Source organism: Zestomonas ipomoeae, assembly GCF_057128665.1.
Genome location: NZ_JBSKHQ010000001.1, coordinates 395,185 through 420,827, shown reverse-complemented (window position 1 = coordinate 420,827; position 25,643 = coordinate 395,185). Strand labels below are relative to the sequence as shown.

The window sequence follows — 25,643 nt, the reverse complement described above, 5'->3', positions numbered from 1 at the left end:
CGCCGGACGTTCCTTGCGAGCGGCCCGGTGCCCTCTGCAGGGAGCCGCTCGGAACGCCGATGCGTCGAATCTGGAAGTCTTTTCGCGCGCTGTATTTCGCGACGCTGTTGATGTTGATCGGCTCGGGTCTGCTGAGCACCTACCTGGCGTTGCGTCTGGCCGATACGGTGGACGGCCTGTGGGTCGGGGCCCTGATGACGGCCAACTACCTCGGGTTGGTGCTGGGCGGCAAGTTCGGCCACCGCTTGATCGCCAAGGTCGGGCACATCCGCGCCTATGTCGCCTGTGCCGGGGTGGTCACTGCGGCGGTGCTCGGTCATGGCCTGATCGACTGGCTGCCGGCCTGGCTGCCACTGCGCATGCTGGTAGGCCTGGGCATGATGTGCCAGTACATGGTGATCGAGAGCTGGCTCAACGAGCAATCCGATGCCAGCCAGCGCGGGCTGGTGTTCTCCGGCTACATGGCGGCTTCCTACCTGGGTCTGATCCTCGGCCAATTGGTACTGGTGGTGCATCCGGCCCTGGGGCTGGAGCTGCTCATGCTGGTGGCGCTGTGTTTCGCCCTTTGCCTGGTGCCGGTGGCAGTGACGGGCAAGTTGCACCCGGCGCCGCTGCATCCGGCGCCTTTGGAGCCACGTTTTTTCATGGAGCGGGTGCCGATGTCGCTGATCGCGACGTTGGCGTCCGGGTTGCTTATCGGTGCCTTCTATGGCCTTGCGCCGCTGTATGCGACGCGTCAGGGGCTCTCCACCGAACAGGTCGGCTTGTTCATGGGCGGCTGCGTGCTGGCAGGCCTGCTGGTGCAGTGGCCGCTCGGCTGGCTATCCGACCGTAGCGATCGCTCGCGACTGATTCGTGGCTGCGGTTTGCTGCTGGCGCTCACCGCGTTGCCGCTGGCGGTGATGCCGGAAGTGCCGGTCGGCATGCTGGCTATCGGTTTTGTCGTCAGCCTGTTGCAGTTCAGCCTGTATCCGCTGGCGGTCGCCTTTGCCAACGACCACGTCGAGGCGGAGCGGCGCGTGTCCCTGACCGCCATGCTGCTGGTGACCTTCGGCATCGGTGCCAGCCTGGGACCGCTGTTGGCGGGTGTGCTGATGAAGTTCATCGGTGCCCATATGTTCTACGCCTTCGTCAGCGGCTGCGGCTTCCTGCTGGTGCTGCTGATCCGGCCGCAGGCAGTGACCCATCTGCACCAGGTCGAGGATGCACCGCTGCATCACATTGCCATGCCGAACAACATGACCAGTTCGCCCCTGGTGGCTGCGCTCGATCCGCGGGTCGACGAACAGGTGGTGCACGAGCAGATGCACAGCTCCCCGGAGCCCGAGGAAGACCGGCCGCAATGACACCCCCAGTGCTCAGCGTGGTCATTCCCGCCCTCAACGAGGCCGAGGCGTTGCCGCGCCTGCTCGAGGACCTGGCGCCGCTACGGGCGCAGGGCGTCGAGCTGATCCTGGTGGACGGCGGCAGCCAGGACGGTACGGCGGAGGTCGCGTGCGTTGCGGTGGACAAGCTGCTCGCGTCACCCTCCGGGCGTGCGCGGCAGATGAATGCCGGCGCCGCCCAGGCCGCTGGCGAGTATCTGTGGTTCCTGCATGCCGACACACGAGTCCCTGCGCTCAGCAGGTCGCGGTTGCTCGAAGGACTTGCCGCACGGCCGCTGTGGGGGCGGTTCGATGTGCGGTTGTCGGGCAATGGCCCATCGCTACGTCTCATCGGCACAATGATCGGCCTGCGTTCGCGGTTGACCGGAATCGCCACCGGGGATCAAGGTATCTTCGTGCGCCGGGCTCTGTTCGAGGAGCTGGGTGGCTACGCCGAGCAGCCGTTGATGGAGGATATCCAGCTGACGCGCTGTCTCAGGCGCCTGGCTCGCCCGCTTTGCCTGCGGCCGCCGCTGGTGACGTCGAGTCGCCGTTGGGAGCGTCATGGCGTCTGGCGTACCGTATGGCTGATGTGGCGCCTGCGCCTGGCCTATTACTTCGGCGCCAGCCCGGAGCGGTTGGCCCGGCAGTACTACGGAGGACCGCCGTTATGAGTCTGTCGATTTCCTTGCACCTGCTGGCGCGTGCTCCCGAACCAGGGCGGGTGAAGACCAGGCTGATACCCGCGCTGGGCGAGGAGGGCGCCTGCGACTTGCAGCGCATCCTGGTGGAGCATGCCCTCACCTTGCCGACCGAGGGCTTCTGCGAACGTTTCCTGTGGCTCGACGATGGCCCCGACGAGGCCCTGGAGGCCCTGGCCGAACGGCAGGCGTGGACCGTCATGGAACAGCCGGTGGGCGACCTGGGCGAGCGCATGCGCCGTATCGCCGCGCTGGGCCTGGCCGATAGCGATGCAGTGGTTCTGATCGGCAACGATTGTCCGGCGCTGGACAGCGCCTACTTCCACGCCGCCCGCCAGTCGCTGGCCGTAAACGATGTCGTACTGGGGCCTGCCGAAGACGGCGGCTACGTGCTGCTTGGCCTGCGCCGGGTCGATCCGCTGCTGTTCGAGGGGTTACCCTGGGGCACCGACCAGGTCTTGTCATTGACGTGCGAGCGAGTGCAGCAACTGGGCTGGTCCCAGGCCTTGCTGCCGGTGCTATGGGATGTCGACCGCCCCGAGGACCTGCCGCGCCTGGCCGAGCTGGGTGTCAGTCTTTGCTCCCATGAGGGCGGGATCTAGGCCTCACCGGTCTACGTTTCGTCGTCTACCCGGCGGGCTTCGCGCTGAAGCTGGTAGACGAAGCGCTCGACCTGGCGCTGCTCCAGGCCGCTCATGCGATGGAAGCGCATGCCGGCGAAGGTGATGTCCAGCTTCTCTTCGTAGATCAGGTGCCGCAGTTCCACCTGGGTGGTCAGGGTGCCGAAGGGGAGCGCGGCGGTGAAGCGTTCGTAGACTTGGCCGGTTTGCAGGCCGTTGGTGACGTTGCCGGCGAAGCGCAGCTTGCAGCCGGTGGCGGAAATGTCCAGCAGACTACCCTTGAGCGAGCGATTAAGCTTGCTGCTGCCGAGTTCGACCGAAATCGCCTGCCCTTGACGCAACTGTGCACGATAGGCGCTGCGGCGTTGGTGATAGGTCACCGCATCCGGCAGGTTGACCCAGTAGCAGCGGGCTCCTTCGAGTTCGCCGATGCGTACTTGCTGCTGGCATTCCCAAGCGATGCGCACGCCTTCATGAAAGGCTTCTATGCGGAAGGACTCGCCGTTTTGCAGATAGCGTTCGCCGTCGTTCGGCACCAGTTCGTCGAAAGCCAGCAGGCCGCGCTCCCGGTTCACCTCCACCAGATAGCTCTGGAAGCGCTGGCCGCGCCCGTGGAAGGTAATCACCAGCGGATCGTGGTTTTGCTGCAGCAGCCGCAGGTTGGCAAAGATTTCCAGGGGGGCTTTCAGCACCTTGGGTGGCTGCGGGCCTTCATCCTCGTGAAAGGGATTGGACACGGTCCAGGACTCTCCGGCAGAAAATACTACTACGGCACTAGCATACTGGCATTGTGCCTGTATGTCCTTTGCCTTGTTATTGATGTCAGGCCTGGCTGAGTGGGCGCTGCTGGCCGATTCTAGCGGCCCCGCCACGGCTGTCATAGAGGCCGGGTGTCTCGCCGCCCCGCAGGATGCCGAGCACGCTGCTGAGAGTGGCCTGGTTGGCTCGAATCAGCCGGCCGTTGCGCTGGTTGGCATTCTGGCATCGTTGCAGCAGTTCGCTTAGCTCGTCGCCCCGGGCCAGCAGTTCGGCGCCATGAGCGGAGCGTGCAGCGAGCGCCTGTAAACCGGCACGATCGGCGCTCAAACTCAGGCTGGCAAGTAGCTGGCTGCGCTGGTTGCCATGCTGGGCGAGCAGGGCGAGCAGCGGCTGTTTCTCTCCCAGGATGCGCTCCAGGCGAGGCAGGTCGCGTTCGCTGAGGGCCTGGAATTCGCTATCGATCAGCTCAAGCAGTTGCCTGGTGCTGTCGATATCTTCAGTGATCAGTTGGAGCAGGGTCGTGTCTTGCATCGTGGGCTCGGGGGGTCAGGCGTCCAACACCCCCAGCGCAGCCCTAAGACTAGCGCTGGGATTCGAAATCGAGCAGTTTGTTGGCTACGCGCTTGCTGTCGACCTGGTAGGTGCCGTCGGCAATCGCCTGCTTCAGTTGAGCCACACGATTCTTGTCGACGCTCGGCAGGTCGCGCAATTTGTCGGTGGCCTCTTGCAGCTGCTGGGCCTCGCGGCTGAACTGCACGGATTCGCCAATCTTGGGAGCGGTTTCCTGCTGGGCGGGAACCGGAGCGGACTGGTTGTCGCTGGCGGCTTCACTGCGGCCGCCGGTCTGGACGCCGCTGGAGCGCCCGGTATTGGCGGGAGTGGCGGCGTTGTTCGGCCGGTTGAAGTCGATAACCATGATGCAAACCTCGGACTGTATTTGGACGCTTGCCAGGCTTTTCGGCCGTGTTCAGGAAAACTTTAGGGCTAATTTTCGCCAGCCGCCTAAATATTCGAAAGCACGCGTCGCCTGACAGTGTAGAAAATCGTCGGGTGAAAGCACTACAAGATTCATGCCTACATGGCAACTTCCACTTGGCCTGGCCCGACTACCCTGGCTTTGATCACGCGCTGCGAGCGCAGGTTCCGAACGCTGATCTGTTCGCCCTGGGCCCCGTCGGAGAGCGCTTCGCCAGGCATTCGCACGTTCACTCCGGCGCTGCGCGCGCTGATCACCACCTGGTCGCCGCGGTGCACGACCTCTGCCAGTTGCAGATGAACGGGCGCCAGTACCTGATCCGGCAGTAGCGGACGCGTCAGTTTTTTGCCGACAGCTTGCTTCAACTCGGTCAGGTAGCCCTGGTTGAGCGATCCCACATCGCGCTCCGCCAGCCCCAGGTCTGCTTCCCGTAGCACGTTGTTGCGCTTCAGCGGTCGACTGGCTACGACCACATCGCGGTACAGCCGCACTTCGGCCGGTACGAAGACCGACCAGGGTGACGAGCCTTCGCAGCGTACGCGCACCGTCACCCGGCCCAGCGGCTGGGCGGGGCTCTCCAGGGCGGCTGTCAATTCCTTGTCGCACAGCGGGAGGCGCAGCCGTGGGTCGAGCCGATTGACCAGAACCTCGTGGCGCGCCTGGATTTCGCTACGCTGTAGGTAGTCGCCCACTGCGGATTCAAGAAAGCCTTGGGTGGCGCCGATAAGGTCTTCGGGCAAGGTGGCCGAGGCGGATGCGACGGTGCTGTGGCCCAGCCCGCACAGAGCGGGTAAAACGACCAACAGGATGTGGCATTTTGCTATGCAGCGGCGGAAAAGCGTCGATTTCGCGTTCATACAAGTTCAAAAAGCAAGGCCCGTGCCGCCTGCTAATCTAAGCTAAGCGTCGGGGTACTTGATCGATAGGAGTCTGGCATGGCCGGTGTATTGGATTCGGTTAACCAGCGTACGCAACTGGTTGGGCAGAACCGCCTGGAGTTGTTGCTGTTCCGTCTCGACGGCAGTCAGCTGTACGGGATCAACGTGTTCAAGGTGAAGGAGGTGCTGCAATGCCCCAAGCTCACCATCATGCCCAAGTCCAGCCCGGTGGTGCGCGGTGTCGCCAACATACGCGGGGGCACCATCCCGATCCTCGACCTGTCGATGGCGACCGGGCGCAAGGGGTTGGATGATCTGAAAAACAGCTTCGTCATCATCACCGAGTACAACACCAAGGTGCAGGGTTTCCTGGTGCGTTCGGTGGAGCGCATCGTCAACATGAACTGGGAGGAGATCCATCCGCCACCCAAGGGCACCGGTCGCGATCACTACCTGACGGCGGTGACGCGGGTCGACAAGCAGTTGGTGGAAATCATCGACGTGGAGAAGATCCTTGCCGAAGTGGCGCCGATGTCGGAGCACATTTCCGAGGGAGTCATCGATGTCGAGACGCAGGCCCGGGCAGTCTCCAAGCATGTGTTGATCTGCGACGACTCCTCGGTGGCGCGCAAGCAGGTGGCGCGTTGTCTGCAGAGCGTCGGTGTGGAGGTGACGGCCCTGAACGACGGGCGCGAGGCACTGGACTATCTGCACAAGATGCTCAGCGAGGGCAGGAACCCGGAGCAGGAACTGCTCATGCTGATTTCCGACATCGAGATGCCGGAAATGGACGGCTACACCCTCACCGCGGAGATTCGTGCCGATCCGCGCATGCAGAAGATGCATATCCTCCTGCATACTTCGCTATCCGGTGTGTTCAACCAGGCGATGGTCAAGAAGGTCGGGGCCAACGATTTCCTCGCCAAGTTTCGTCCCGACGAGCTGGCGGCGCGGGTGGCTGAACGCATCAAAGCAGTGGACGGGGGCTGAGGGCTCGGCCCTCGGCAATTCATATGAGCGGCGAGGCGTTGCTAGTGTCTTCGGGAAATGTGGATTTTGAGCAGTTCCGGATCTTTCTGGAAAAGGCCTGCGGTATTCTGCTTGGCAGCAACAAGCAGTACCTGGTGTCCAGCCGACTCAACAAGCTGATGGAGCAGCAGGGCATCAAGACCCTTGGCGAGCTGGTGCAGCGCATGCAGGGTCAGCCGCGCAGCGGCTTGCGCGAGCAGGTGGTGGACGCCATGACCACCAACGAGACCCTGTGGTTTCGCGATACTTATCCGTTCGAGGTGCTGAAGAACCGGGTGCTGCCGGAGATGATCAAGGCCAGCCCCGGACAGCGTCTGCGCATCTGGTCGGCGGCCTGTTCGTCCGGCCAGGAGCCGTATTCGCTGTCGATGACCATCGACGAGTTCGAGCGCAGCAACCTGGGGCAGCTCAAGTCCGGTGTGCAGATCGTGGCCACTGACCTGTCCAGCTCCATGCTCACGGCCTGCAAGGGCGGTGAGTACGACAGTCTGGCGATGGGGCGCGGCCTGTCCCAGGAGCGCTTGCAGCGCTACTTCGACCCCAAGGGCCCGGGACGCTGGGCAGTCAAGGCGCCGATCAAGAGTCGGGTGGAGTTCCGAGCGCTGAACCTGCTCGACAGCTATGCCAGCCTCGGCAAGTTCGACATCGTGTTCTGCCGCAACGTGCTGATCTATTTTTCCGCCGAGGTGAAGAAGGACATCCTCACCCGCATCCACGCCACGCTGAAGCCCGGGGGATACCTGTTCCTGGGGGCCTCCGAGGCGCTGAACGGGTTGCCGGACAAGTACCAGATGGTGCAATGCAGCCCGGGGATCATCTACAAGGTGAAATGATCGCCGCGACGCTCGATGGGGAGGCCACATGGCCTCCCTTTTTGTTTCCGTGATGGATCGGCGGCGAGCGCTCGCACGCCGAGGGCATGGCTTGGCGGCAACCTGGGGTCCAGGTTTGCCGCTTCTGTGTCCACTGGCGGAAAAGCCTTGCCGCTTTCGCCTGCCTTGGGCAGGCTTAATTCATTAAGTGTCTGAAAATAAAGAATAAATTAAATTGGCACGGCGCTTGCTGAATGTCTGGCACGCAACACCAGACAAGGTCCCCGACCATGAGCATCAGTTTCGAAAGCGCGCTTGGCATCCACGAAAAAGCACTTGGCTTCCGCGCCCAGCGCGCCGAGGTGCTGGCCAACAACATCGCCAACGCCGACACGCCCAACTACAAGGCCCGCGACCTGGACTTCGCCTCGGTGCTTGCCGAGCAGAACGCCCGGGCGCAGCGCGGCACTATGCAGCTGAGCCGGACCAGCGACCGGCACATCGCCGCGCAGGGCCTGGAGCTGGCAGACGCCGGGCTGCGCTTTCGTTCGCCGAACCATGCATCGATCGACCAGAACACCGTCGACCTGCAGGTGGAACAGGCCAACTACGCCGAGAACACCGTGCAGTACCAGGCCAGCTTCACCTTTCTCAACAGCAAGTTCAAAGGGCTGATCGGCGCCCTGCGCGGCGAATAACGGAGAGCACTGCCATGTCCCTAGCCAACGTCTTCAATATCGCCGGTTCTGGCATGAGTGCCCAGAGCACCCGTCTGAACACCATCTCCAGCAATATCGCCAACGCCGACACGGTGTCGTCGAGCGTCGACCAGACCTACCGTGCCCGTCACCCGGTATTCGCCACTCTGTTCCAGCAAGCGCAGGACGGCGATCGCGGCTCGCTGTTCGCCGAGCAGGACAACGCAGGGCGCGGTGTGCAGGTGCTCGGCGTGGTCGAGGACCAGAGCAACCTGGTCCAGCGTTACGAGCCGAACCATCCGGCCGCTGACGAGAACGGCTACGTGTATTACCCCAACGTCAACGTAGTCGAGGAAATGGCGGACATGATCTCCGCCAGCCGTGCCTTCCAGACCAACGTCGAAATGATGAACACCGCCAAGCAGATGTTGCAGCGCGTGCTGACCCTGGGTCAGTAAGCCACTAACGAGGGATCAGCATGAACATCAGTAGCAACATCGAAACGGGCAAATCGGTTCTCGACCAGTACCAGCTCAGCAACGAGCGCAAGACCAGCAAGGACCTCGGCAAGAACGAATTTCTCCAGTTGCTGGTCACGCAGTTGAACAACCAGGACCCGCTGTCGCCGCAGGAGAACGGCGAGTTCATCGCCCAGCTGGCGCAGTTCAGCACCGTCGAAGGGGTGGAGAAGCTGAACAGCAGCATGGAGTCGATTCTCTCCGGCTACCAGTCGTCCCAGGCGCTGCAGGCGTCCTCGCTGGTCGGCCGCAAGGTTATCGTGCCAACCGATCGCGCGGTGGTGGATACCAGTTCCACCTTCCGCGCCAGCCTGGCCCTGCCGGCGACCAGCAGCAACGTCTACGTCAACGTCTACGACAACGCCGGGGCCGCGGTCAGCCGGGTCAACCTGGGGCAGCAGAGCGCCGGCAATGTCAGCTTCATGTGGGACGGCAAAGATGCCAGCGGCAATCTCTTGCCGCCCGGCACCTACCGCTTCGAGGCGCAGGCCAGTTATGGACAGGAAACCAAGGGGCTCAGGACGATGCTGCCGGCCAACGTCGACAGCGTCACGCTCGGGCAGAACGGCGGTGAGCTGATGCTCAACCTCGCCGGCCTCGGCAGCATCCCCTTGTCCCAAGTCCAGGTCATCGGTCAGTAACCACAGGCTTAGTCGCCGGCGCTACCGGCAGAGGAGTACACCATGTCGTTCAATATCGGTCTCAGCGGTCTGCGGGCGGCCTCCAAGGACCTCAACGTCACTGGCAACAACATCGCCAACGCCGGTACCGCGGGCTTCAAGCAGTCGCGGGCGGAGTTTGCCGATGTCTACGCCTCCTCGGTGTTGGGAACCGGCTCGAACCCCCAGGGCAGCGGCGTGCTGCTGGCGAACGTGTCGCAACTGTTCAACCAGGGCAACATCAACTACACCCAGAATGCCCTGGACCTGGCGATCAACGGCAACGGCTTCTTCGTCACCAGCAACAATGGTGAAGTGAGCTACACCCGTGCCGGTTATTTCGGTACCGACCGCGATGGCTACCTGGTCAATAACTTTGGCTACCGGCTGCAAGGCTATGCGGTGGACGCCAACAACAACCTGCAGAATGGTGTGGTCAGCGACCTGTTGATCCAGACCGCCAGCCAGGCGCCCCGGGCCAGCGAGAATCTGACCCAAACGTTCAACTTGAACTCGACCAACCAGACGCCCGCCGCCTGGCAGGGAGCCTACAACACCTCGATCGCCGGCGCGGTGGACCCGCTCAACCCGACCCCGGCTGAAATTGCCGCAGCCCGGGCGGCGGGTAACGCTACGTTCGATCCGAGCGATCCGACCACCTACAACTCGTCCACCTCGGTGAACGTCTACGACGCCCAGGGCAACTCCCATGTGCTGACCCAGTACTTCGTCAAGACCGGGGCGAACAACTGGACGATGAACCTGTTGATCGACGGGCGTAACCCCAACGATCCGACCCTGACTACGCCGTACCGGACCAACCTGACCTTCACCGCGTCCGGCCAGCTCGACCAGACCGCGCTGAACTCCGCCGATCTGACGGTCAATCCCGACGGCACCTTGAACCTCAGCAACTGGGTGCCTGCCGCGCCGGATTCCTCGGTGCCGCCGGTATGGAGCGCCAACGGCGCCTCGCCGGCTACCGCAGGGTTGACCATCGACCTGCGTACGGCCACCCAGTTCGCCAGCTCCTTCGCGGTCACCCAAGTGAGCCAGGATGGCTACACCACCGGCCAGTTGTCCGGTCTGGAGATCGACGACACCGGCGTGATCTTCGCCCGCTATACCAACGGGCAGTCGCTGATCCAGGGGCAGGTGGTGCTGGCCAACTTCGCCAACGTGCAGGGGCTGACCCCGGTGGGCAAGACTGCCTGGGTGCAATCGTTCCAGTCCGGCGACCCGGTGATTGGCACGCCGCGCTCGGGCACCCTGGGCGCTCTGCAGGCCGGAGCCCTGGAGGATTCCAACGTCGAACTGTCGGACCAGTTGGTCAACCTGATCGTTGCCCAGCGCAACTACCAGGCCAACGCCAAGACCATCGAGACCGAGAACGCCGTCACCCAGACCATTATCAACCTGCGTTGATCCATCGGGCTTGCCGCTTGCGGCAAGCCTTCGCCGGTTTTCCATCTCGCGGGCCTCGCCAGAGGCCCGCCTTACGTATAAAGCCCTTTCATATCAATGGGTTGCTCTAGTTTTCCGCTTCTGGCACAGCACTTGCTATCTCATGGGTAACAGTGCAACGGGCCTTACGGCCCAGCGGAGAAATCGCCATGGACAAGATGCTTTACGTCTCCATGACCGGCGCCAAGAACAACAGCCTGGCCCAGCAAGCCCACGCCAACAACCTGGCGAACATTTCCACCACCGGCTTTCGCCGTGATTTCGAGCAGGCGCGCTCCATGGCGGTGTTCGGCGACGGCTTTCCGGCGCGCGTCTATGCCATGACCGAGCGGCCGGGCACCGACTTCACCCCCGGCACCCTGCAGGAGACCGGCCGCGAGCTGGACGTCGCCATCGGTGGCGAGGGCTGGCTGGCGGTGCAGGCGCCCGATGGCAGCGAAGCCTATGTGCGTACCGCGAGCCTCAGTATCGATGCCCTGGGCATGCTGCGCACCGGCAACGGCTTGCCGGTGTTGGGCAACGCCGGTCCGATTGCCGTGCCGCCGGAGCAGAAGGTGGAGATCGGCCAGGACGGCACCATCAGCATTCGTGCCCTGGGCGAAGCGCCCAGCGTGATGGCCGAGGTCGACCGGCTGAAGTTGGTCAACCCCGATCTGCGGCAGATGGAGAAGGGCAGTGATGGCCTGATCCGTGTGAAGGGCGGCCAGCCGGTCGAGCCTGATGCCACGGTCCGGGTGACCTCCGGTTTCCTCGAGGCGAGCAATGTCAATGCCGTCGAAGAGATGACCTCAATCCTTTCCCTGTCCCGCCAATTCGAGTTGCAAATCAAGATGATGCGTACCGCCGAAGACAATGCCTCGGCTGTGGCGCGGGTTTTGCAGATTAGCTAATTACCAGTACGGGGCGGCGTAATTCCGGCGCCCGAGGAGAATGACGATGCTTCCGGCTCTGTGGGTCAGCAAGACCGGTCTGTCCGCCCAGGACATGAACCTGACCACGATTTCCAACAACCTGGCCAACGTGTCCACCACCGGCTTCAAGCGCGATCGCGCCGAGTTCGAGGACCTGCTGTACCAGATCCGCCGGCAACCCGGCGGCCAGTCCAGTCAGGACAGCGAGCTGCCTTCCGGCCTGCAGTTGGGTACCGGTGTGCGCATCGTCGGCACCCAGAAGATTTTCACCGCCGGCAGCCTGCAGACCACCGAGCAGCCGCTGGATCTGGCGGTCAACGGGCGCGGCTTCTTCCAGGTATTGCTGCCGGACGGCACCGTTTCCTATACCCGCGACGGCAGCTTCCACCTGAATTCCGATGGCCAGGTCGTGACCTCCCAGGGCTTTCCCCTGGAGCCGGCAATCGTGCTGCCCGCCGAAGTGCAGACCTTTACCGTCGGCGAGGACGGCACCGTATCGGTGACCACCTTCGGCAACCCGACGCCGCAGGTCATCGGCAACCTGCAAACTGCCGACTTCATCAATCCGGCGGGCCTTCAGGCGATCGGCAACAACCTGTTCCTGGAAACCGGTTCCAGCGGCGCTCCGCAGGTCGGCACACCGGGCCTCAACGGCCTGGGCAACGTACTGCAGAACACCCTGGAAAACTCCAACGTCAGCGTGGTCGAGGAGTTGGTGAACATGATCACCACCCAGCGCGCCTACGAGATGAACTCCAAGGTCATCTCCACCGCCGACCAGATGCTCGCTTACGTTTCGCAGAATTTGTAATTGACGGCGGCTGACCCCGCTGAGTAAGGCCCGCGGTTGTGTCCGCACTAGTTCGAGGTAGTGGTTATGAATCGGCTGATGTTCCTTCTCCCGCTGCTCGGCGCCGTTGCGCTGAGCGGCTGCATGGCGCCCCAGGCCAAGCCGAACGATCCCTACTATGCGCCGGTGTTGCCGCACACGCCGCTGCCGCCCGAGCAGAACAACGGCGCCATCTACCAGGCCGGCTTTGCCACCGAGCTGTATAACGATCGCAAGGCCCATCGGGTTGGCGACATGATCACCATCACCCTCAACGAGCGCACCCAGGCGAGCAAGAACGCCAGCTCGCAGCTGGACAAGGACAGCAGCGCCAACATCGGCCTGACCTCGTTGTTCGGCGGCGCAGTGTCGATGGCCAATCCGCTGGCTGGCAGCCTCAACCCGCTGAAGGCACAGGACCTGACCCTGGGGGCCGAGTACGGCGCCGAGCGCAGCACCCAAGGCTCCAGCCAGGCGGGGCAGAGCAACAGCCTGTCCGGCTCGATCACCGTCACCATCGCCGAAGTACTGCCCAACGGCGTGCTGGCCGTGCGTGGCGAGAAGTGGCTGACGCTGAACACCGGCGACGAGCTGGTGCGCATCGCCGGGTTGGTCCGCCCTGACGACATCAGCTCGGACAACATTGTCTCCTCGACCCGCGTAGCCGATGCGCGCATCACCTATTCCGGCACCGGCGCCTTTGCCGATGCCAGCCAACCGGGCTGGCTGGACCGGTTCTTCATGAGCCCCATGTGGCCGTTCTGAGCAGGGGAACCGAGATGTCCAAGAAGAAAACGAGCCTGACGAAGACCGCCGTAGTCGCGCTCTGCCTGATCTTCATGCTGCTGGGGTTCATCACGCCGCTGCGCGCCGAGCGCCTGAAGGACCTGGCCAGCATCCAGGGCGTGCGCAGTAACCAGTTGATCGGCTATGGCCTGGTGGTCGGCCTCAACGGCACCGGCGACCAGACCACCCAGACGCCGTTCACCCTGCAGACCTTCAATAACATGATGGCCGAGTTCGGCATCAAGGTGCCGAACGGCGGCAACGTGCAGTTGAAGAACGTCGCCGCGGTGTCCATCCACGCCGAGCTTCCGCCGTTCGCCAAGCCGGGCCAGACCATCGACATCACCGTGTCCTCCATCGGCAACTCGAAGAGCCTGCGCGGTGGCAGCCTGCTGATGACCCCGCTGAAAGGTATCGACGGCAACGTCTACGCCATCGCCCAGGGCAACCTGGTGGTCGGCGGCTTCGATGCCGGTGGCGCGGATGGTTCGCGCATCACCGTGAACGTGCCTTCGGCCGGTCGCATTCCGTCCGGCGCCACCGTCGAACGCGCGGTGCCGAGCGGCTTCGGCCAGGGCGACTACCTGACCCTCAACCTCAACCGGCCGGATTTCACCACCGCCAAGAACATCGTCGACAAGCTCAACGAACTGCTCGGCCCTGGCGTCGCCCAGGCCCTGGATGGCGGCTCGGTGCGCGTCAGCGCGCCACTGGACCCCAGCCAGCGCGTCGACTACCTGGCGATTTTGGAGAACCTCGAAGTCGAGGCCGGGCAGGCGGTGGCCAAGGTCATCATCAATTCCCGCACCGGCACCATCGTCATCGGCCAGAACGTGCGCGTGCAGCCCGCGGCGGTGACCCATGGCAGCCTGACCGTGACCATCACCGAAGACCCCATCGTCAGCCAGCCCGAAGCGCTGTCCGGTGGCGACACCGCCGTGGTGCCGCGTTCGCGAGTGAACGCCGAAGAAGAAGCCAAGCCGATGTTCAAGTTCGGCCCGGGTACCACCCTGGACGAGATCGTCCGGGCGGTGAATCAGGTCGGCGCCGCGCCGAGCGACCTGATGGCGATCCTCGAGGCGCTCAAGCAGGCCGGCGCGTTGCAAGCCGACCTGATCGTGATCTGAGGACGGCGCCATGGATATTCGACGCGGCGGGCCTGATAGCCAGGCCTATACCGACCTGAACCGACTCAGCCAACTGAAGGTCGGCGAGGATCGCGACAGCGAAGGCAATATCCGCAAGGTGGCGCAGGAGTTCGAGTCGCTGTTCCTCAATGAAATGATCAAAGCCATGCGCTCGGCCAACGAGGTGTTCGCCGAAGGCAACTTCCTCAACAGCAACGAGAGCAAGACCTACCAGGACATGCATGACCAGCAGCTTGCCGTTACGTTGTCGCGCAATCAGGGCATTGGCCTGGCCGACGTCCTGACACGGCAACTGAGCAAGAACAAGCCGACCGCGGCGCGGGTCAACCCGTTCGCCCAGGTCGAGGCTCCGGTGCAACCGGCTAGCGCCGCGTCGACTGCCGTGGATGGCAAGCGCGACGATTCGGCGCTGATCAACCAGCGACGCCTGGCGCTGCCGGGCAAGCTGACCGACCGCCTGCTGGCCGGTATCGTGCCGACTACCGCCGAAGCGCAGCCGCTGGCCGGCGCTGACTGGGTGCCGGCGCAAAGCTTCGCTGCGCCGCAGGATGCGCCGATCAGCATCAATGGCAGCGATGCGGAAAGCGGCCGCCGCCTGGCCCAGCCGCCGCTCAAGCCGGGCAAGGCGGCATTCGGCTCCAAGGACGAGTTCATCGCCGCGATGCTGCCGATGGCCCAGGAAGCCGCCGACAAGATCGGCATCGACCCGCGCTACCTGGTGGCCCAGGCCGCCCTCGAAACCGGCTGGGGCAAGTCCATCATTCGCCAGCAGGACGGCTCAAGCAGCCACAACCTGTTCGGCATCAAGGCCCACGGCGGCTGGCAGGGCGACTCGGCACGGGTGCTGACCCGCGAGTACTACAACGGCAAGCCGGTCAAGGAAGTGGCCGCGTTCCGCACCTACGGCTCGTTCGAGCAGAGCTTCAACGACTACGTCGACTTCCTGCAGAACAACGGCCGCTATCAAAAAGCGCTGGCATCGGCCGATAACCCGGAACGCTTCGTGAGCGAATTGCAGCGGGCCGGCTATGCGACCGATCCGAAGTACGCCCGCAAGGTGTCGCAAATCGCGCGGCAGATGGCGACCTACCAGAACATCGCCGCTGCCGACAGCGTGCCGAGCAAGGGGTGAGTGAGCCATGGCTGACCTACTGAATATCGGCCTGTCGGGCCTGTCGGCGAACAAGACGTCGCTGGCGGTCACCGGCCATAACATCACCAACGTCAACACGCCGGGCTACTCGCGGCAGACCACGGTGCAGGCCACGCGCACCCCGCAGTTTTCCGGCGCTGGCTACATCGGTTCGGGCACCACGCTGGTGGACGTGCGGCGCATCTACAACGATTTTCTCAGCACCCAGGTGCGCAGCTCGACGGCGCTGGACAGCGACGTCAAGGCTTACCTCAGCCAGATCAACCAGCTCGACTCCTTGCTGGCGGGCAATACCACCGGCCTGGCCCAGGGCATGCAGCGGTTGTTCGCGTCACTGCAGACCGCTGCCGAAGACCCTGCCAATATCCCGGCGCGGCAGCTGGTGCTGTCCGAGGCCGAGGGGCTGGCCAAGCGATTCAACAACGTCTACGACCGCCTGTACGAGCAGAACTCGTTCATCAACAAGCAGTTCTCCGCGGTGACCGACCAGGTTAACCAGCTATCCGCCTCGATTGCCGGCTATAACGATGCCATCGCCGTGGCGGCCGCCAACGGCCAGCAGCCCAACGACCTGCTGGATGCCCGCGAAGAGGCGGTGCGCAAACTGTCCGAGTTCATCGGCGTGACCGTGGTGCCGCAGGACAACAACACCTACAACCTGTTCATCGGCTCCGGGCAACCCCTGGTGGTCGGCAGCAGCGCCGCGCGCCTGGAAATCGTGCCCGGGGTTTCCGACCCGCTGCGCAGCGAGATCCAGTTCGTCAGCGGCAACTCCCGGCAGGGCATTACCACGCTGATCACCGGCGGGGAACTGGGTGGGCTGGTGCGCTACCGGCAAGACGTCCTGGATACCACGCTCAACTCGGTCGGGCGGTTGGCCCTGTCGGTATCCGAGCAGATCAACAGCCAGCTGGGCCAGGGGCTGGACCTCAACGGCAATTTCGGCGGCCCGATGTTCCGCGACATCAACGATGCGTCGATCGTCGGCCTGCGCAGCCTGGCCCGGCAGGGCAACAGCGACAGCAGCGCCAACCTCAACGTGTTCATCGAAGACACCACGGTGCTGAGCACCAGCGACTACACCGTGGAATTCACCAGCGGCACCAACTACACCGTGCGGCGCAATTCGGACGGTACCAATTTCGGCCCCTTCGACATCACTACAGTACCGGCGCCGACCGTCGAGGGCTTCTCGCTCGGGGTCGCCAGCGGCACCTTCGCAGCCGGCGACCGTTTCCTGGTGATGCCCACCCGCAACGGCGCGAGCAACATGCGGGCCGACCTCAAGCGCCCGGAAGAACTGGCATTCGCCGCGCCGCTGAAGGCCGAGACCAGCCCGGCCAACATCGGCACCGGGGTGATCACCCAGCCCAGCGTGGTCACCACCATCGACATCCACGATCCGGTGGCGCAGGCGGACCTGCAGGCCAGTCTGCGCAATGCTCCGCCGATGCGCCTGGTGTTCGGTGCCGCCGGTGGCGCGACGCAGAGCTACGACGTCGTCGACATCAATGGCAATACCATCGCCAGCGGCAGCATCGTGCCGGGGCAGAACAACAAGCTGACGCTGAGCGTGGCGGCGAACCCGCCGACAGTGCCGTCCGCCTTCGATTTCAACGTGACCGTCAGCGGCCGCCCGGCGAGCGGCGACAACTTCACCGTCGCCTTCAACACCAACGGCGTGTCGGATAACCGCAATGCGTTGAAACTGGCGGATCTGCAGACCCGGGCAACGATCGGCATCAACCCGGCGGCACCGGGAACCACGGGCGCCAGCTTCACTGACGCCTACGGCGACCTGGTGGAGCGGGTCGGTACCCTGACCAGCCAGGCACGGGTCGATGGCGAGGCGACCGCGGCCATCCTCAAGCAGGCCAGCGACAATCGTGACTCGGTGTCGGCGGTGAACCTCGACGAGGAAGCGGCGAAGTTGATCCAGTTCGAGCAGTACTACCAGGCGTCGGCGCAGATCATTCAAGTCGCGCGTTCGTTGTTCGATACACTGATCAATACCTTCTAACGCAAAGGCCTCGCTTTGCGGCGAGGGTAGGGCGGGCCGGGAGCCGGCCGACAAGAGGTCAACCATATGGTCATGCGCATTTCCTCCATCCAGGCCTTCAACAATGGGGTCACCGGATTGCAGCGCAACTACGGCAGCGTGATCCGCACCCAGGAGCAGATCAGCAGCGGTAACCGCATTCTCACCCCGGCGGACGACCCGGTGGCTTCGGTGCGCCTGTTGCAACTGGAACAGCAGCAGGCGGTGCTCAAGCAATACAACGACAACCTGACGGCGGCCAAGAACAGCCTGACCCAGGAAGAAACCACCCTGGGTTCGGTGGTCAACGTGCTGCAGCGGATACGCGAGCTGTCCGTGCAGGCCGGCGGAGGTGCGCTGTCGGGCGAGGATCGCAAGGCGATTTCCAAGGAACTGGGCGAGCGCGAGAACGAACTGCTCAACCTGATGAACAGCCGCAACGCCCGCGGCGAGTACCTGTTCTCCGGCTTCCTCGGCAAGACCCAGCCCTTCCTGCGCAACCCGGACGGCACCTATTCCTACCAGGGCGACGAAGGCCAGCGCAGCCTGCAGGTGGCCGGCTCCACCACGGTGGCGATCAACGACAACGGCCGGCGCCTGTTCGAGAACGTCACCAACGCCAACCGCGTACAGAACACCGGCGGGGTGAACAACGCCGCGTTGCCGACGCCGCCGTTGCCGGCCACCACCATTCCCGCCGTGGCCGCCGTCGACCAGCGGGTGTTCATGTCGCCTGGCCTGGTCGAGGACAACCAGGCGTTCAACAGCGCCTTCCGCAACGGCGAACCCTACTCGCTGGTATTCGTCAGCGGTAATGAGTTTCGCATCTACGACGCAACGGGGGCGGACTTGACCTCCGAAGTGCCTGGCGGCGGGAAAATCGATCCGCTGGCCAGCGGCGGCAACGCCATCAATTTCCGCGGCATGCGCTTCCAGCTGGATGTGATTCTCAAGGATGGCGACAACAGCTTCGACCTCGACAACCTGCTGGCGGATACCACCACGCCAGGTAGTCCGGGCATCAATACCCACAGCTTTACGCTGCAGTCGGCGCCGACCCAGTTCGCCGTGACGCGTGCCTCCACCAATACCTCGGCGGCCCTGGTCAGCAACGGCACCATCGCCAACCAGGCCACCTTCAACGCCCAGTTTCCCACCGCCGGGGTGCTGCTGCGCTTTACCGATGCCACCAACTACGAGGTCTATTCGCAGCCCGTAGGGCCCAGCAGTACGCCTATCGCCACCGGTACGGCGGCTGGGCCGTATCCGTCCACCATCAACCTGTTCGGCGCCCAGTTCAGTCTGTCCGCGCCCGCGGCCGCGGCGGGCGGCGACGAGTTCAGCGTGCAGCCGCAGTTCCAGGAGCAGCGCAGCATCCTCAACAGCATCTCGCGCCTGCGCCAGGCGCTGGAGTCCTCGCCCACTTCGCCGGCCGGCAACCTGGCGATTCGCGACGAAGTGGCCATTGCCCTGAAGAACATGGACAACAGTATCGGCCAGGTGCTGGAAGTGCAGACCGAGATCGGCGCGCGCTTGAACCTGGTCGAGACCACCGGCGACGACAACGAGAGCGTGACTCTGGTCAACAAGTCGGTTCAGGCCGAGCTGCGCGAATTGGACTATGCCGAAGCGCTGTCGCGCCTGTCGTTCCAGACCATCGTGCTGGAGGCGGCGCAGCAGAGCTACGTGAAGATCGCCGGGCTGAATCTGTTCAACCAGTTGCGCTGAGTTCTGGCGGGTGCGCTCACCGTGGTGCGTCCGCGGTCAATTTTTCCCTGCGTCTGGCGTGTTAATTGCTAACTTGCTTGGACAGTGGTGAAAAATTGACGGGACCATGCATGACAGTCGATACCGAGTGGATTGTAGATTTCTTTCGCCGGCAAGCCCGCCTGGGTTTCGAGGAAGGCGACTACACGCGTACCCGCAACAGCTGTCGCGAACTCCTGCAGTATGTACCCGATGACGTCGAAGCCTGGGCCCTGTTGGGCGAGGCTGCGCTGGCCAGCCACGACAGCGTGACGGCGCTGCGGGCGTTCGACCGGTTGCTCGACCTGCAACCGGATAATGCCGACTCCGCGATGAAGCTTGGCCAGGCCTGCCTGCAGGCCCAGGACTGGCCGGCGGCGGTGTCCGCCTTCAAGCAAGTGCTGGACCTGCAGCCCGGTCACGCGGGTGCCCAGGAGGCCCTGGCGCTGATCGATCAACTGCAGGCGCGGCTGAACGTGCTCGGCCAGAACACAGCCGTACAGCCCCGGCGCAATGACCCATGCCCCTGCGGCAGCGGTCTCAAGTACAAGAAGTGCTGCCTGGAAAAGAGCTCGCAGGTGATGATTCGCCAGCGCTTCGACCAGGCCTATGCGGCGCAACAATGGCAGCAGGTCATCGACCTCGGCGCCGAGCTGCAGAGGCAAACCGACGAAGTGCGCCGGGCCCTGGCGCTGGCGCATTATCAACTGCTCCAGCGCGGCCCGGCGTATCCCTTGGTCAAGGCGGCCTACAACCGGAACCCGGATGATCTGGAGCTGCGCGCGGCCTTGGCCGATCTCGAGCTGGACCAGGACGTCGCGCTGGCGCAGCGCCTGGCCGAGTCGGTGCTGGCTGTGGAACCCGGGCAATGGCGCGCCAGCCTCGTACTGGCTGCCTGCCATGCGCGTTTCGCCCGGCCGCGAGAGGCCGAGCGGGTGCTGCGCGAGCTGCTCCTGCACAACCCGGATTGCGAACTGGCCTGGCAACGGCTGAGCTACTTTCTGCGCAAGAACCAGCGTCTGGACGACGATCTGGCAGCGATGGGCGAGTGGACCGAGCGCTGCCCGACCAATGCCCAGGCCTGGTGTCACCGCGGCATGTCGGCCGTCATGAATGGCGAGATCGAGGCAGGGCGCGAGTATCTGCATCAGGCCCTGGCGCTGAATCCGAACAGCCATGAGGCGCTGTGTTGGCTGGGGCAGTCCTACCAGCAGGAGCAGAATCCGCACCGCGCGCTGGAGTTCCTCGCCCAGGGCCTGCGGCTGAAGCCCGACTACCAGCCGGGCTGGAACATGCTGGGCGGCGTCTACCAGTCAGTGGGGCGCCAGCACGAGTCCGAAGGTTGCTTCATGCGCGCCCTGGCGATCGAGCCGCTGCAGCCGCTGGCCTGGAACAACCTGGCCAATACCTACCTGGACGGCCACGTGCTCGACGAGGCCGAGCACGTCATGCAGGTCGCGCTGCAGTTGAACCCCGACGATCCGAGCCTGTGGAACAACCTGGGCAATATCCTCAGCGCCGGCCGCCGGCTCAAGGAAGCGCGCGGGGCCTTTCGCAAGACCCTGGAGGTTCATCCTGGCTACGAACCCGTGCTGATCAACCTGGCGGGTGTGGAGTCGCACTTCAACAACCTCGATCGCTCGATTTCGCTGCTGCGCCAGGTGCTTCATCTGCCGGGATCGCGGACCAACCTGCTGTTCTTCGCCAACTACCATCCCGACTGGACCGGTGAACAGGTGTTCGAGCTGTATCGCGAGGTCACTCAGCACTTCCCGGCGCGGTTGTACTTCGATTACCCCAACAGTCGGGAGCCGCAGCGCCGGCTGCGCATCGGCTACGTATCGCCGGACTTCCGCCACCATGTCTGCGCGCTGTTCATCGAGCCGCTGCTGCGCAATCACGACCGTACCGAGGTGGAGCTGTTCGCCTACTCCCTGGCGCGCCGCGAGGATGCGGTAACCGAGCGTTTCATGGGCCATGTCGACCATTGGCGGCATTGCGTCGGCCTCAGCGATGAAGCCATCGCCGAGCGCATCCGCGAAGACGGCATCGATATCCTGGTGGACCTCGCCGGCCATACCGGCAACAACCGGCTGCAGGTCTTCGCGCTCAAGCCCGCGCCGGTGCAGGTCAGCTGGTGGATGGGCTTCGCCTTCGGTACCGGGCTCGATCAGGTCGATTATTTCCTGGCCGACGAGCAGATGCTGCCGCCGGGTTGCGAATCATCGTTCGCCGAATCGCTCTGGCGCATGCCGGCGCCCGCCATCGCCTACACCGCCCCGGCGCACATGCAGGTGGCCGAGGTCGAGCCGCTGCCGGCGCTGAGCAACGGCTACGTCACCTTCGGCAGCCTAACCCGGCCGGTGCGCCTCAATCATCGGGTGATTCGGGCCTGGTCCGAATTGCTCAAGCGGGTGCCGAATTCGCGCCTGATGCTCGACAGCGGCTCTTTCCAGGACGAGAGTCTGCGCGATCACTACCAGGCGCTGTTTGCCGAACAGGGCATCGAGCCCGAGCGCCTGTTGCTCGGCTACACCTCGCCAGCCACCGCCGCGCTGTCGCAGATGGATATCGCGCTCGACTGTTTCCCCCACAATTCCGGCACTACGCTCTATGAGAGCCTGTGGATGGGCTTGCCGGTGGTCACCCTGCGCGACCGGCCCTCGATGGGACGGGTGGGGGCGCTGATTCTCCACGGCATGGGGCGCGACGAATGGATCGCCGATACCGAACAGGAGTACCTCGACAAACTGGTGGCGCTGGCCAGTGACGTGCCCGCGCTGGCGGCCATTCGCAGCGGGCTGCGCGAAGAAATGCGCGCTTCGCGCCTGTGTGACGAGGCCGATTTCACCCGCCGGATGGAAGCGACCTATCGGCAGATGTGGCAACGCTATTGCGCAGGAGAACAACCATGAAGGCAGTCATTCTCGCCGGTGGCTTGGGTACGCGGATCAGCGAGGAATCGCACCTCAAGCCCAAACCGATGATCGAGATCGGCGGCAAGCCGATCCTCTGGCACATCATGAAGATGTACTCGGCCCACGGCATCCAGGACTTCGTCATCTGCCTGGGCTACAAGGGCTATGCGATCAAGGACTTCTTCGCCAACTATTTCCTGCATACCTCGGACGTCACCTTCGACATGCGCAGCAATGCCATGGAGGTGCACCAGAACTACAGCGAACCCTGGCGGGTGACCCTGGTCGAGACTGGCGAGGACACCATGACCGGCGGCCGACTCAAGCGCGCCGGGCGCTACCTGAGCGACGAAGAGTCCTTCTGCTTCACCTACGGCGACGGTGTGTCGGACATCGACATCGGCGCATCGCTGGCCTTCCACCGGCAGCATGGCCGATTGGCCACTGTCACTGCCGTGCAGCCGCCGGGACGCTACGGCGCCCTGGCCCGCGACGGCGACGCGGTGCTCGGCTTCACCGAGAAACCCCGCGGTGATGGCGGCTGGATCAACGGCGGCTTCTTCGTGCTTTCGCCCAAGGTCCTGCCCTATATCACCGAGGACTCCACTTCCTGGGAGGCCGAGCCACTGACCCGCCTGGCCGAGGAAGATCAACTGCGCGCCTTCCAGCACGAAGGCTTCTGGCACGCGATGGATACGTTGCGCGACAAGAACTATCTGGAGCAGCTATGGCTCAGTGGAAAGGCACCCTGGAAGCAGTGGAGCTGACGGCGCAGTTCTGGCGTGGCAAGCGCGTCCTGCTGACCGGGCATACCGGCTTCAAGGGCAGTTGGCTGGGGCTCTGGCTCCAGCAGTGGGGCGCCCAGGTCACCGGTTTCGCCCTGGCGCCGAATACCCAGCCGAGCCTCTACGAGCTGGCACGGGTCGGCGAGGGCCTGGACAGCTGCATCGGCGACCTGCGCGACCTGGCGGCGGTGCAAGCCGCGTTGACCGCGGCTAAGCCCGAGATCGTCCTGCACCTGGCGGCGCAGCCGCTGGTGCGAGAGGGCTATCGCGATCCGCTCGGCACATACGCCAGCAATCTGATGGGCACCCTGCATCTGCTCGAAGCGATTCGCCAGAGCGACGGCGTGCGTGCCTGCGTGCTGGTCACCACCGACAAGGTCTACGCCAACCACGAGTGGGCGTGGCCCTACCGGGAGAACGAGGCACTTGGCGGCCACGACCCCTACAGCAGCAGCAAAGCTTGCTGCGAGTTGGCGGCGCAGTCCTATGCAGCGTCCTACTTTCCCGCGGCGCGGCACGCCGAACACGGCCTGGCGCTGGCCACGGCGCGGGCTGGCAATGTGCTGGGCGGCGGCGACTTCGCCGCTGATCGCTTGATTCCCGATGTGCTGGCGGCCTGGTCCCGTGGCGAGCCGGTGACCCTGCGCTATCCCCAGGCGGTCAGGCCGTGGCAGCACGCGCTGGAACCGCTGGCCGGCTACCTGCAGTTGGCTCAGGGCCTGTATGAGCATGGCCCCGAATGGGGCGGCGCCTGGAACTTCGGCCCCGCCGACTCCGATATGTGCAGCGTCGGCGAAGTGGTCGAGCGCCTGGCCAGCCGCTGGCCGGATGCGCCTGGGCTGCAAGTCCAGGCCAGCGATCTGCACGAGGCCGGCCTGCTGCGCCTGGACAGCAGCCGTGCCCGCCAACTGCTTGGCTGGCGCCCGCGCTGGAGCCTGGCGCAATGCCTGGAGCAGACCCTGGAGTGGCACCTGGCCTGGCAGCGTGGCGAAGACATGCAGGCCTACAGCCTGGGCCAGTTGGCGTCGTACTGGGGCGCACCGTGAGCGATCTGCAATTGCACGAACTGCCGCTGCCGGGTCTGTTCTCCCTGCAGCACCGAGCCCATGAGGACGAACGCGGACGCTTCGCCAGGCTGTTCTGCGAGGGCAGCCTGGCGGCTTTTGGCCAGCCCTTCCATGTCCGTCAGATCAATCATTCCCGCACGGCGCTCAAGGGCGCGGTGCGCGGTCTGCATTACCAGAGGCCGCCCCATGCCGAGGCCAAGCTGATTACCTGCCTGCGCGGTGCGGTCTGGGACGTGGCGGTGGATGTGCGCGCCGGTTCGCCGACCTTCCTGCGCTGGCATGCCGAGCGCCTGGAGGCCGGCGATGGGCGCAGCCTGTTGTTGCCGGCGGGTTTTGCCCACGGCTTCCAGGTGTTGAGCGAGGACTCCGAATTGCTTTATCTGCACAGCGCCGACTACGCCCCCGAGCATGAGGCAGGGCTGCGTGTGGACGATCCGCGCCTGGCGATCGCCTGGCCGCTGCCAATCGCCCAGCTGTCGGCACGCGACGGCGGGCATCCCCGTCTCGACCAGGGTTTTCAGGGAGTGTGTCTATGAACTGTCGTGGTTGCGCCAAGCCACTGTCTCTACCGTTGATCGACCTGGACACTGCGCCGCCGTCCAATGCCTACCTGAGTGCCGCACAGCTCGACCAGGCCGAGCAGTGGGTGCCTTTGCGGGTCATGGTCTGCCAGCACTGCTGGCTGGTGCAGACCGAGGACTACCGCGCCGCCGACAGCCTGTTCGACTCCGACTACGCCTACTTCAGCTCGTACTCGACCTCCTGGCTGGCCCATGCCGAGCGCTATGTCGCCCAGATGACCGAGCGCTTTGCCTTGGACGAGCAGAGCCGGGTGGTGGAAATCGCCGCCAACGATGGCTACCTGCTGCAGTACGTAGCCCGGCGTGGCATTCCCTGCCTGGGCGTCGAACCGACCGCCAGCACTGCCCGCGCGGCGCGCGAAAAGGGGCTGGAGATTCGCGAGCTGTTCTTCGGCGAGCGGACGGCCCGGGCCTTGGTGGAGCAGGGCTGGTCGGCCGACCTGATGGCCGCCAACAACGTGCTGGCCCATGTGCCGGACATCAACGATTTTCTCAAGGGATTTGCCTGCCTGCTCAAGCCCGAGGGCGTGGCGACCTTCGAGTTTCCTCACCTGCTGCGCCTGATGGCCGAGCACCAGTTCGACACCCTTTATCACGAGCACTATTCCTACCTGTCGCTGTCTGCCGTGCAGACGCTGTGCGCGCGCAACGGCCTGGCGATCTTCGATGTGGAAGAGCTGCCGACCCATGGCGGATCGCTGCGCGTCTATGCGCAGCGGGCGACCGCGACGCGCACGGTGAGCCCGTCGGTGGCCGAACAGCTGGCGCGTGAAGAGGCCACCGGCGTCAAGACGGCGGCGTTCTACGCCACCCTGGCGCCGGCTGCCGAGCGCATCAAGCATGAGCTGCTGCGCTTTTTGCTGCAGGCCAAGGCCGACGGCAAGCGAGTGGTGGGATACGGCGCGGCGGCCAAAGGCAACACGCTGCTCAACTATGCTGGCGTGCGCAGCGACCTGCTGGCCTGGGTGGCCGATGCCAACCCGCACAAGCAGGGCAAGTTCCTGCCGGGTAGTCGCATTCCCATAGTCCCGCCGGCACGTATCGGCGAAGAGAAGCCGGATTATGTGCTGGTGCTGCCCTGGAACCTGCTGCACGAGGTGATGGAGCAGCAACGCCAGGTCATCGAGTGGGGCGGGACGTTCATCGTGGCGGTACCGGAGCTGCGGAAGTTTCCTCATCGGGATTGATAAGTGCAGCGTTCAT

General features: G+C 64.3%; 25 protein-coding genes. 21 read left to right on the top strand and 4 right to left on the bottom strand.

Annotated elements, in window-relative coordinates; translation table 11 throughout:
* The first annotated feature begins 59 nt into the window (after window positions 1-59).
* From ACWKV7_RS01840 to ACWKV7_RS01830, 3 genes are read left to right on the top strand one after another with little or no spacing between them, the layout of a single operon-like run.
* The gene (locus ACWKV7_RS01840) at window positions 60-1,346 is read left to right on the top strand and encodes an MFS transporter (protein ID WP_483855927.1); all 1,287 of its coding nucleotides are present in this window, start codon (window positions 60-62) and stop codon (window positions 1,344-1,346) included.
* A complete protein-coding gene (locus tag ACWKV7_RS01835; protein WP_483855926.1) occupies window positions 1,343-2,038 on the top strand; it encodes a TIGR04283 family arsenosugar biosynthesis glycosyltransferase in 696 nt (231 codons plus the stop codon). Before ACWKV7_RS01840 ends, ACWKV7_RS01835 begins: the two co-directional genes overlap by 4 nt.
* Window positions 2,035-2,667 (top strand): TIGR04282 family arsenosugar biosynthesis glycosyltransferase, encoded by a 633-nt coding sequence (locus ACWKV7_RS01830; protein WP_483855925.1) that lies wholly within the window; start codon window positions 2,035-2,037, stop codon window positions 2,665-2,667. Before ACWKV7_RS01835 ends, ACWKV7_RS01830 begins: the two co-directional genes overlap by 4 nt.
* Before the next feature lie 11 nt (window positions 2,668-2,678).
* Here ACWKV7_RS01830 and ACWKV7_RS01825 read toward each other — a convergent pair whose 3' ends face one another.
* The 4 genes from ACWKV7_RS01825 to flgA form a co-directional block, all read right to left on the bottom strand.
* Window positions 2,679-3,422: a flagellar brake protein gene (locus ACWKV7_RS01825; protein WP_483855924.1), complete on the bottom strand. Its 744-nt coding sequence runs from the start codon at window positions 3,420-3,422 to the stop codon at window positions 2,679-2,681.
* An 85-nt stretch (window positions 3,423-3,507) separates the two neighbouring features.
* Window positions 3,508-3,975: a flagella synthesis protein FlgN gene (locus tag ACWKV7_RS01820; RefSeq protein ID WP_483855923.1), complete on the bottom strand. Its 468-nt coding sequence runs from the start codon at window positions 3,973-3,975 to the stop codon at window positions 3,508-3,510.
* 49 nt (window positions 3,976-4,024) lie between these two features.
* The gene (flgM, locus tag ACWKV7_RS01815; RefSeq protein WP_483855922.1) at window positions 4,025-4,360 is read right to left on the bottom strand and encodes a flagellar biosynthesis anti-sigma factor FlgM; all 336 of its coding nucleotides are present in this window, start codon (window positions 4,358-4,360) and stop codon (window positions 4,025-4,027) included.
* 158 nt (window positions 4,361-4,518) lie between these two features.
* On the bottom strand, window positions 4,519-5,277 hold the full coding sequence (gene flgA, locus ACWKV7_RS01810; protein ID WP_483855921.1) for a flagellar basal body P-ring formation chaperone FlgA: 759 nt from the start codon (window positions 5,275-5,277) through the stop codon (window positions 4,519-4,521).
* Window positions 5,278-5,355: 78 nt separating this feature from the next.
* On the opposite strand from flgA, the gene ACWKV7_RS01805 reads away from it, so the two are divergent.
* The 18 genes from ACWKV7_RS01805 to ACWKV7_RS01720 all read left to right on the top strand — a co-directional run bounded on the left by ACWKV7_RS01805 (window position 5,356) and on the right by ACWKV7_RS01720 (window position 25,627).
* Complete coding sequence (locus ACWKV7_RS01805; protein WP_483855920.1) at window positions 5,356-6,288, top strand: chemotaxis protein CheV; 933 nt, start codon at window positions 5,356-5,358, stop codon at window positions 6,286-6,288.
* A 44-nt stretch (window positions 6,289-6,332) separates the two neighbouring features.
* Complete coding sequence (gene cheR / locus ACWKV7_RS01800; RefSeq protein ID WP_483855919.1) at window positions 6,333-7,160, top strand: protein-glutamate O-methyltransferase CheR; 828 nt, start codon at window positions 6,333-6,335, stop codon at window positions 7,158-7,160.
* 269 nt (window positions 7,161-7,429) lie between these two features.
* A complete protein-coding gene (gene flgB, locus ACWKV7_RS01795) occupies window positions 7,430-7,837 on the top strand; it encodes a flagellar basal body rod protein FlgB (RefSeq protein ID WP_483855918.1) in 408 nt (135 codons plus the stop codon).
* 14 nt (window positions 7,838-7,851) lie between these two features.
* Window positions 7,852-8,295: a flagellar basal body rod protein FlgC gene (flgC, locus tag ACWKV7_RS01790; RefSeq protein WP_483855917.1), complete on the top strand. Its 444-nt coding sequence runs from the start codon at window positions 7,852-7,854 to the stop codon at window positions 8,293-8,295.
* A gap of 20 nt (window positions 8,296-8,315) precedes the next feature.
* The gene (gene flgD, locus ACWKV7_RS01785) at window positions 8,316-8,996 is read left to right on the top strand and encodes a flagellar hook assembly protein FlgD (RefSeq protein WP_483855916.1); all 681 of its coding nucleotides are present in this window, start codon (window positions 8,316-8,318) and stop codon (window positions 8,994-8,996) included.
* A gap of 42 nt (window positions 8,997-9,038) precedes the next feature.
* Window positions 9,039-10,439: a flagellar hook protein FlgE gene (locus ACWKV7_RS01780; protein WP_483855915.1), complete on the top strand. Its 1,401-nt coding sequence runs from the start codon at window positions 9,039-9,041 to the stop codon at window positions 10,437-10,439.
* A gap of 188 nt (window positions 10,440-10,627) precedes the next feature.
* Window positions 10,628-11,368, top strand: a complete 741-nt coding sequence (gene flgF / locus ACWKV7_RS01775; protein ID WP_483855914.1) for a flagellar basal body rod protein FlgF — start codon at window positions 10,628-10,630, stop codon at window positions 11,366-11,368.
* 46 nt (window positions 11,369-11,414) lie between these two features.
* Entirely contained in the window at window positions 11,415-12,200 is a 786-nt protein-coding gene (gene flgG / locus ACWKV7_RS01770) for a flagellar basal-body rod protein FlgG (protein ID WP_483855913.1), read from the top strand.
* A 66-nt stretch (window positions 12,201-12,266) separates the two neighbouring features.
* Complete coding sequence (flgH, locus tag ACWKV7_RS01765) at window positions 12,267-12,983, top strand: flagellar basal body L-ring protein FlgH (protein ID WP_483855912.1); 717 nt, start codon at window positions 12,267-12,269, stop codon at window positions 12,981-12,983.
* A gap of 74 nt (window positions 12,984-13,057) precedes the next feature.
* Window positions 13,058-14,131 (top strand): flagellar basal body P-ring protein FlgI, encoded by a 1,074-nt coding sequence (gene flgI, locus ACWKV7_RS01760; protein ID WP_483856272.1) that lies wholly within the window; start codon window positions 13,058-13,060, stop codon window positions 14,129-14,131.
* A gap of 10 nt (window positions 14,132-14,141) precedes the next feature.
* Complete coding sequence (gene flgJ, locus ACWKV7_RS01755; RefSeq protein ID WP_483855911.1) at window positions 14,142-15,284, top strand: flagellar assembly peptidoglycan hydrolase FlgJ; 1,143 nt, start codon at window positions 14,142-14,144, stop codon at window positions 15,282-15,284.
* Window positions 15,285-15,291: 7 nt separating this feature from the next.
* Window positions 15,292-17,325 carry a flagellar hook-associated protein FlgK gene (gene flgK, locus ACWKV7_RS01750; protein WP_483855910.1) on the top strand — a complete coding sequence of 678 codons (2,034 nt, stop codon included), beginning with the start codon at window positions 15,292-15,294 and terminating at the stop codon, window positions 17,323-17,325.
* Between the two features lie 72 nt (window positions 17,326-17,397).
* On the top strand, window positions 17,398-19,071 hold the full coding sequence (locus ACWKV7_RS01745) for a flagellar hook-associated protein 3 (RefSeq protein ID WP_483855909.1): 1,674 nt from the start codon (window positions 17,398-17,400) through the stop codon (window positions 19,069-19,071).
* 110 nt (window positions 19,072-19,181) lie between these two features.
* Window positions 19,182-22,004, top strand: coding sequence for an O-linked N-acetylglucosamine transferase family protein (locus tag ACWKV7_RS01740; RefSeq protein WP_483855908.1), 2,823 nt, complete (start codon window positions 19,182-19,184; stop codon window positions 22,002-22,004).
* Window positions 22,001-22,774 carry a glucose-1-phosphate cytidylyltransferase gene (rfbF, locus tag ACWKV7_RS01735; protein ID WP_483855907.1) on the top strand — a complete coding sequence of 258 codons (774 nt, stop codon included), beginning with the start codon at window positions 22,001-22,003 and terminating at the stop codon, window positions 22,772-22,774. The genes ACWKV7_RS01740 and rfbF overlap by 4 nt, the downstream gene beginning before the upstream one ends.
* A complete protein-coding gene (rfbG, locus tag ACWKV7_RS01730; RefSeq protein ID WP_483856271.1) occupies window positions 22,756-23,838 on the top strand; it encodes a CDP-glucose 4,6-dehydratase in 1,083 nt (360 codons plus the stop codon). The genes rfbF and rfbG overlap by 19 nt, the downstream gene beginning before the upstream one ends.
* Window positions 23,835-24,395: a dTDP-4-dehydrorhamnose 3,5-epimerase family protein gene (locus ACWKV7_RS01725; RefSeq protein WP_483855906.1), complete on the top strand. Its 561-nt coding sequence runs from the start codon at window positions 23,835-23,837 to the stop codon at window positions 24,393-24,395. The genes rfbG and ACWKV7_RS01725 overlap by 4 nt, the downstream gene beginning before the upstream one ends.
* Window positions 24,392-25,627, top strand: a complete 1,236-nt coding sequence (locus ACWKV7_RS01720) for a methyltransferase domain-containing protein (protein ID WP_483855905.1) — start codon at window positions 24,392-24,394, stop codon at window positions 25,625-25,627. Before ACWKV7_RS01725 ends, ACWKV7_RS01720 begins: the two co-directional genes overlap by 4 nt.
* Window positions 25,628-25,643 lie beyond the last annotated feature (16 nt).

Bases quoted from the DNA above. Each gene is read 5' to 3' on its own strand.
- ACWKV7_RS01840 (WP_483855927.1), top strand. From the start codon at position 60: ATGCGTCGAATCTGGAAGTCTTTTCGCGCGCTGTATTTCGCGACGCTG.
- ACWKV7_RS01835 (WP_483855926.1), top strand. From the start codon at position 1,343: ATGACACCCCCAGTGCTCAGCGTGGTCATTCCCGCCCTCAACGAGGCC.
- ACWKV7_RS01830 (WP_483855925.1), top strand. From the start codon at position 2,035: ATGAGTCTGTCGATTTCCTTGCACCTGCTGGCGCGTGCTCCCGAACCA.
- ACWKV7_RS01820 (WP_483855923.1), bottom strand. From the start codon at position 3,975: ATGCAAGACACGACCCTGCTCCAACTGATCACTGAAGATATCGACAGC.
- flgM (WP_483855922.1), bottom strand. From the start codon at position 4,360: ATGGTTATCGACTTCAACCGGCCGAACAACGCCGCCACTCCCGCCAAT.
- flgA (WP_483855921.1), bottom strand. From the start codon at position 5,277: ATGAACGCGAAATCGACGCTTTTCCGCCGCTGCATAGCAAAATGCCAC.
- ACWKV7_RS01805 (WP_483855920.1), top strand. From the start codon at position 5,356: ATGGCCGGTGTATTGGATTCGGTTAACCAGCGTACGCAACTGGTTGGG.
- flgB (WP_483855918.1), top strand. From the start codon at position 7,430: ATGAGCATCAGTTTCGAAAGCGCGCTTGGCATCCACGAAAAAGCACTT.
- flgC (WP_483855917.1), top strand. From the start codon at position 7,852: ATGTCCCTAGCCAACGTCTTCAATATCGCCGGTTCTGGCATGAGTGCC.
- flgD (WP_483855916.1), top strand. From the start codon at position 8,316: ATGAACATCAGTAGCAACATCGAAACGGGCAAATCGGTTCTCGACCAG.
- ACWKV7_RS01780 (WP_483855915.1), top strand. From the start codon at position 9,039: ATGTCGTTCAATATCGGTCTCAGCGGTCTGCGGGCGGCCTCCAAGGAC.
- flgF (WP_483855914.1), top strand. From the start codon at position 10,628: ATGGACAAGATGCTTTACGTCTCCATGACCGGCGCCAAGAACAACAGC.
- flgG (WP_483855913.1), top strand. From the start codon at position 11,415: ATGCTTCCGGCTCTGTGGGTCAGCAAGACCGGTCTGTCCGCCCAGGAC.
- flgH (WP_483855912.1), top strand. From the start codon at position 12,267: ATGAATCGGCTGATGTTCCTTCTCCCGCTGCTCGGCGCCGTTGCGCTG.
- flgI (WP_483856272.1), top strand. From the start codon at position 13,058: ATGCTGCTGGGGTTCATCACGCCGCTGCGCGCCGAGCGCCTGAAGGAC.
- flgJ (WP_483855911.1), top strand. From the start codon at position 14,142: ATGGATATTCGACGCGGCGGGCCTGATAGCCAGGCCTATACCGACCTG.
- flgK (WP_483855910.1), top strand. From the start codon at position 15,292: ATGGCTGACCTACTGAATATCGGCCTGTCGGGCCTGTCGGCGAACAAG.
- ACWKV7_RS01745 (WP_483855909.1), top strand. From the start codon at position 17,398: ATGCGCATTTCCTCCATCCAGGCCTTCAACAATGGGGTCACCGGATTG.
- ACWKV7_RS01740 (WP_483855908.1), top strand. From the start codon at position 19,182: ATGACAGTCGATACCGAGTGGATTGTAGATTTCTTTCGCCGGCAAGCC.
- rfbF (WP_483855907.1), top strand. From the start codon at position 22,001: ATGAAGGCAGTCATTCTCGCCGGTGGCTTGGGTACGCGGATCAGCGAG.
- ACWKV7_RS01720 (WP_483855905.1), top strand. From the start codon at position 24,392: ATGAACTGTCGTGGTTGCGCCAAGCCACTGTCTCTACCGTTGATCGAC.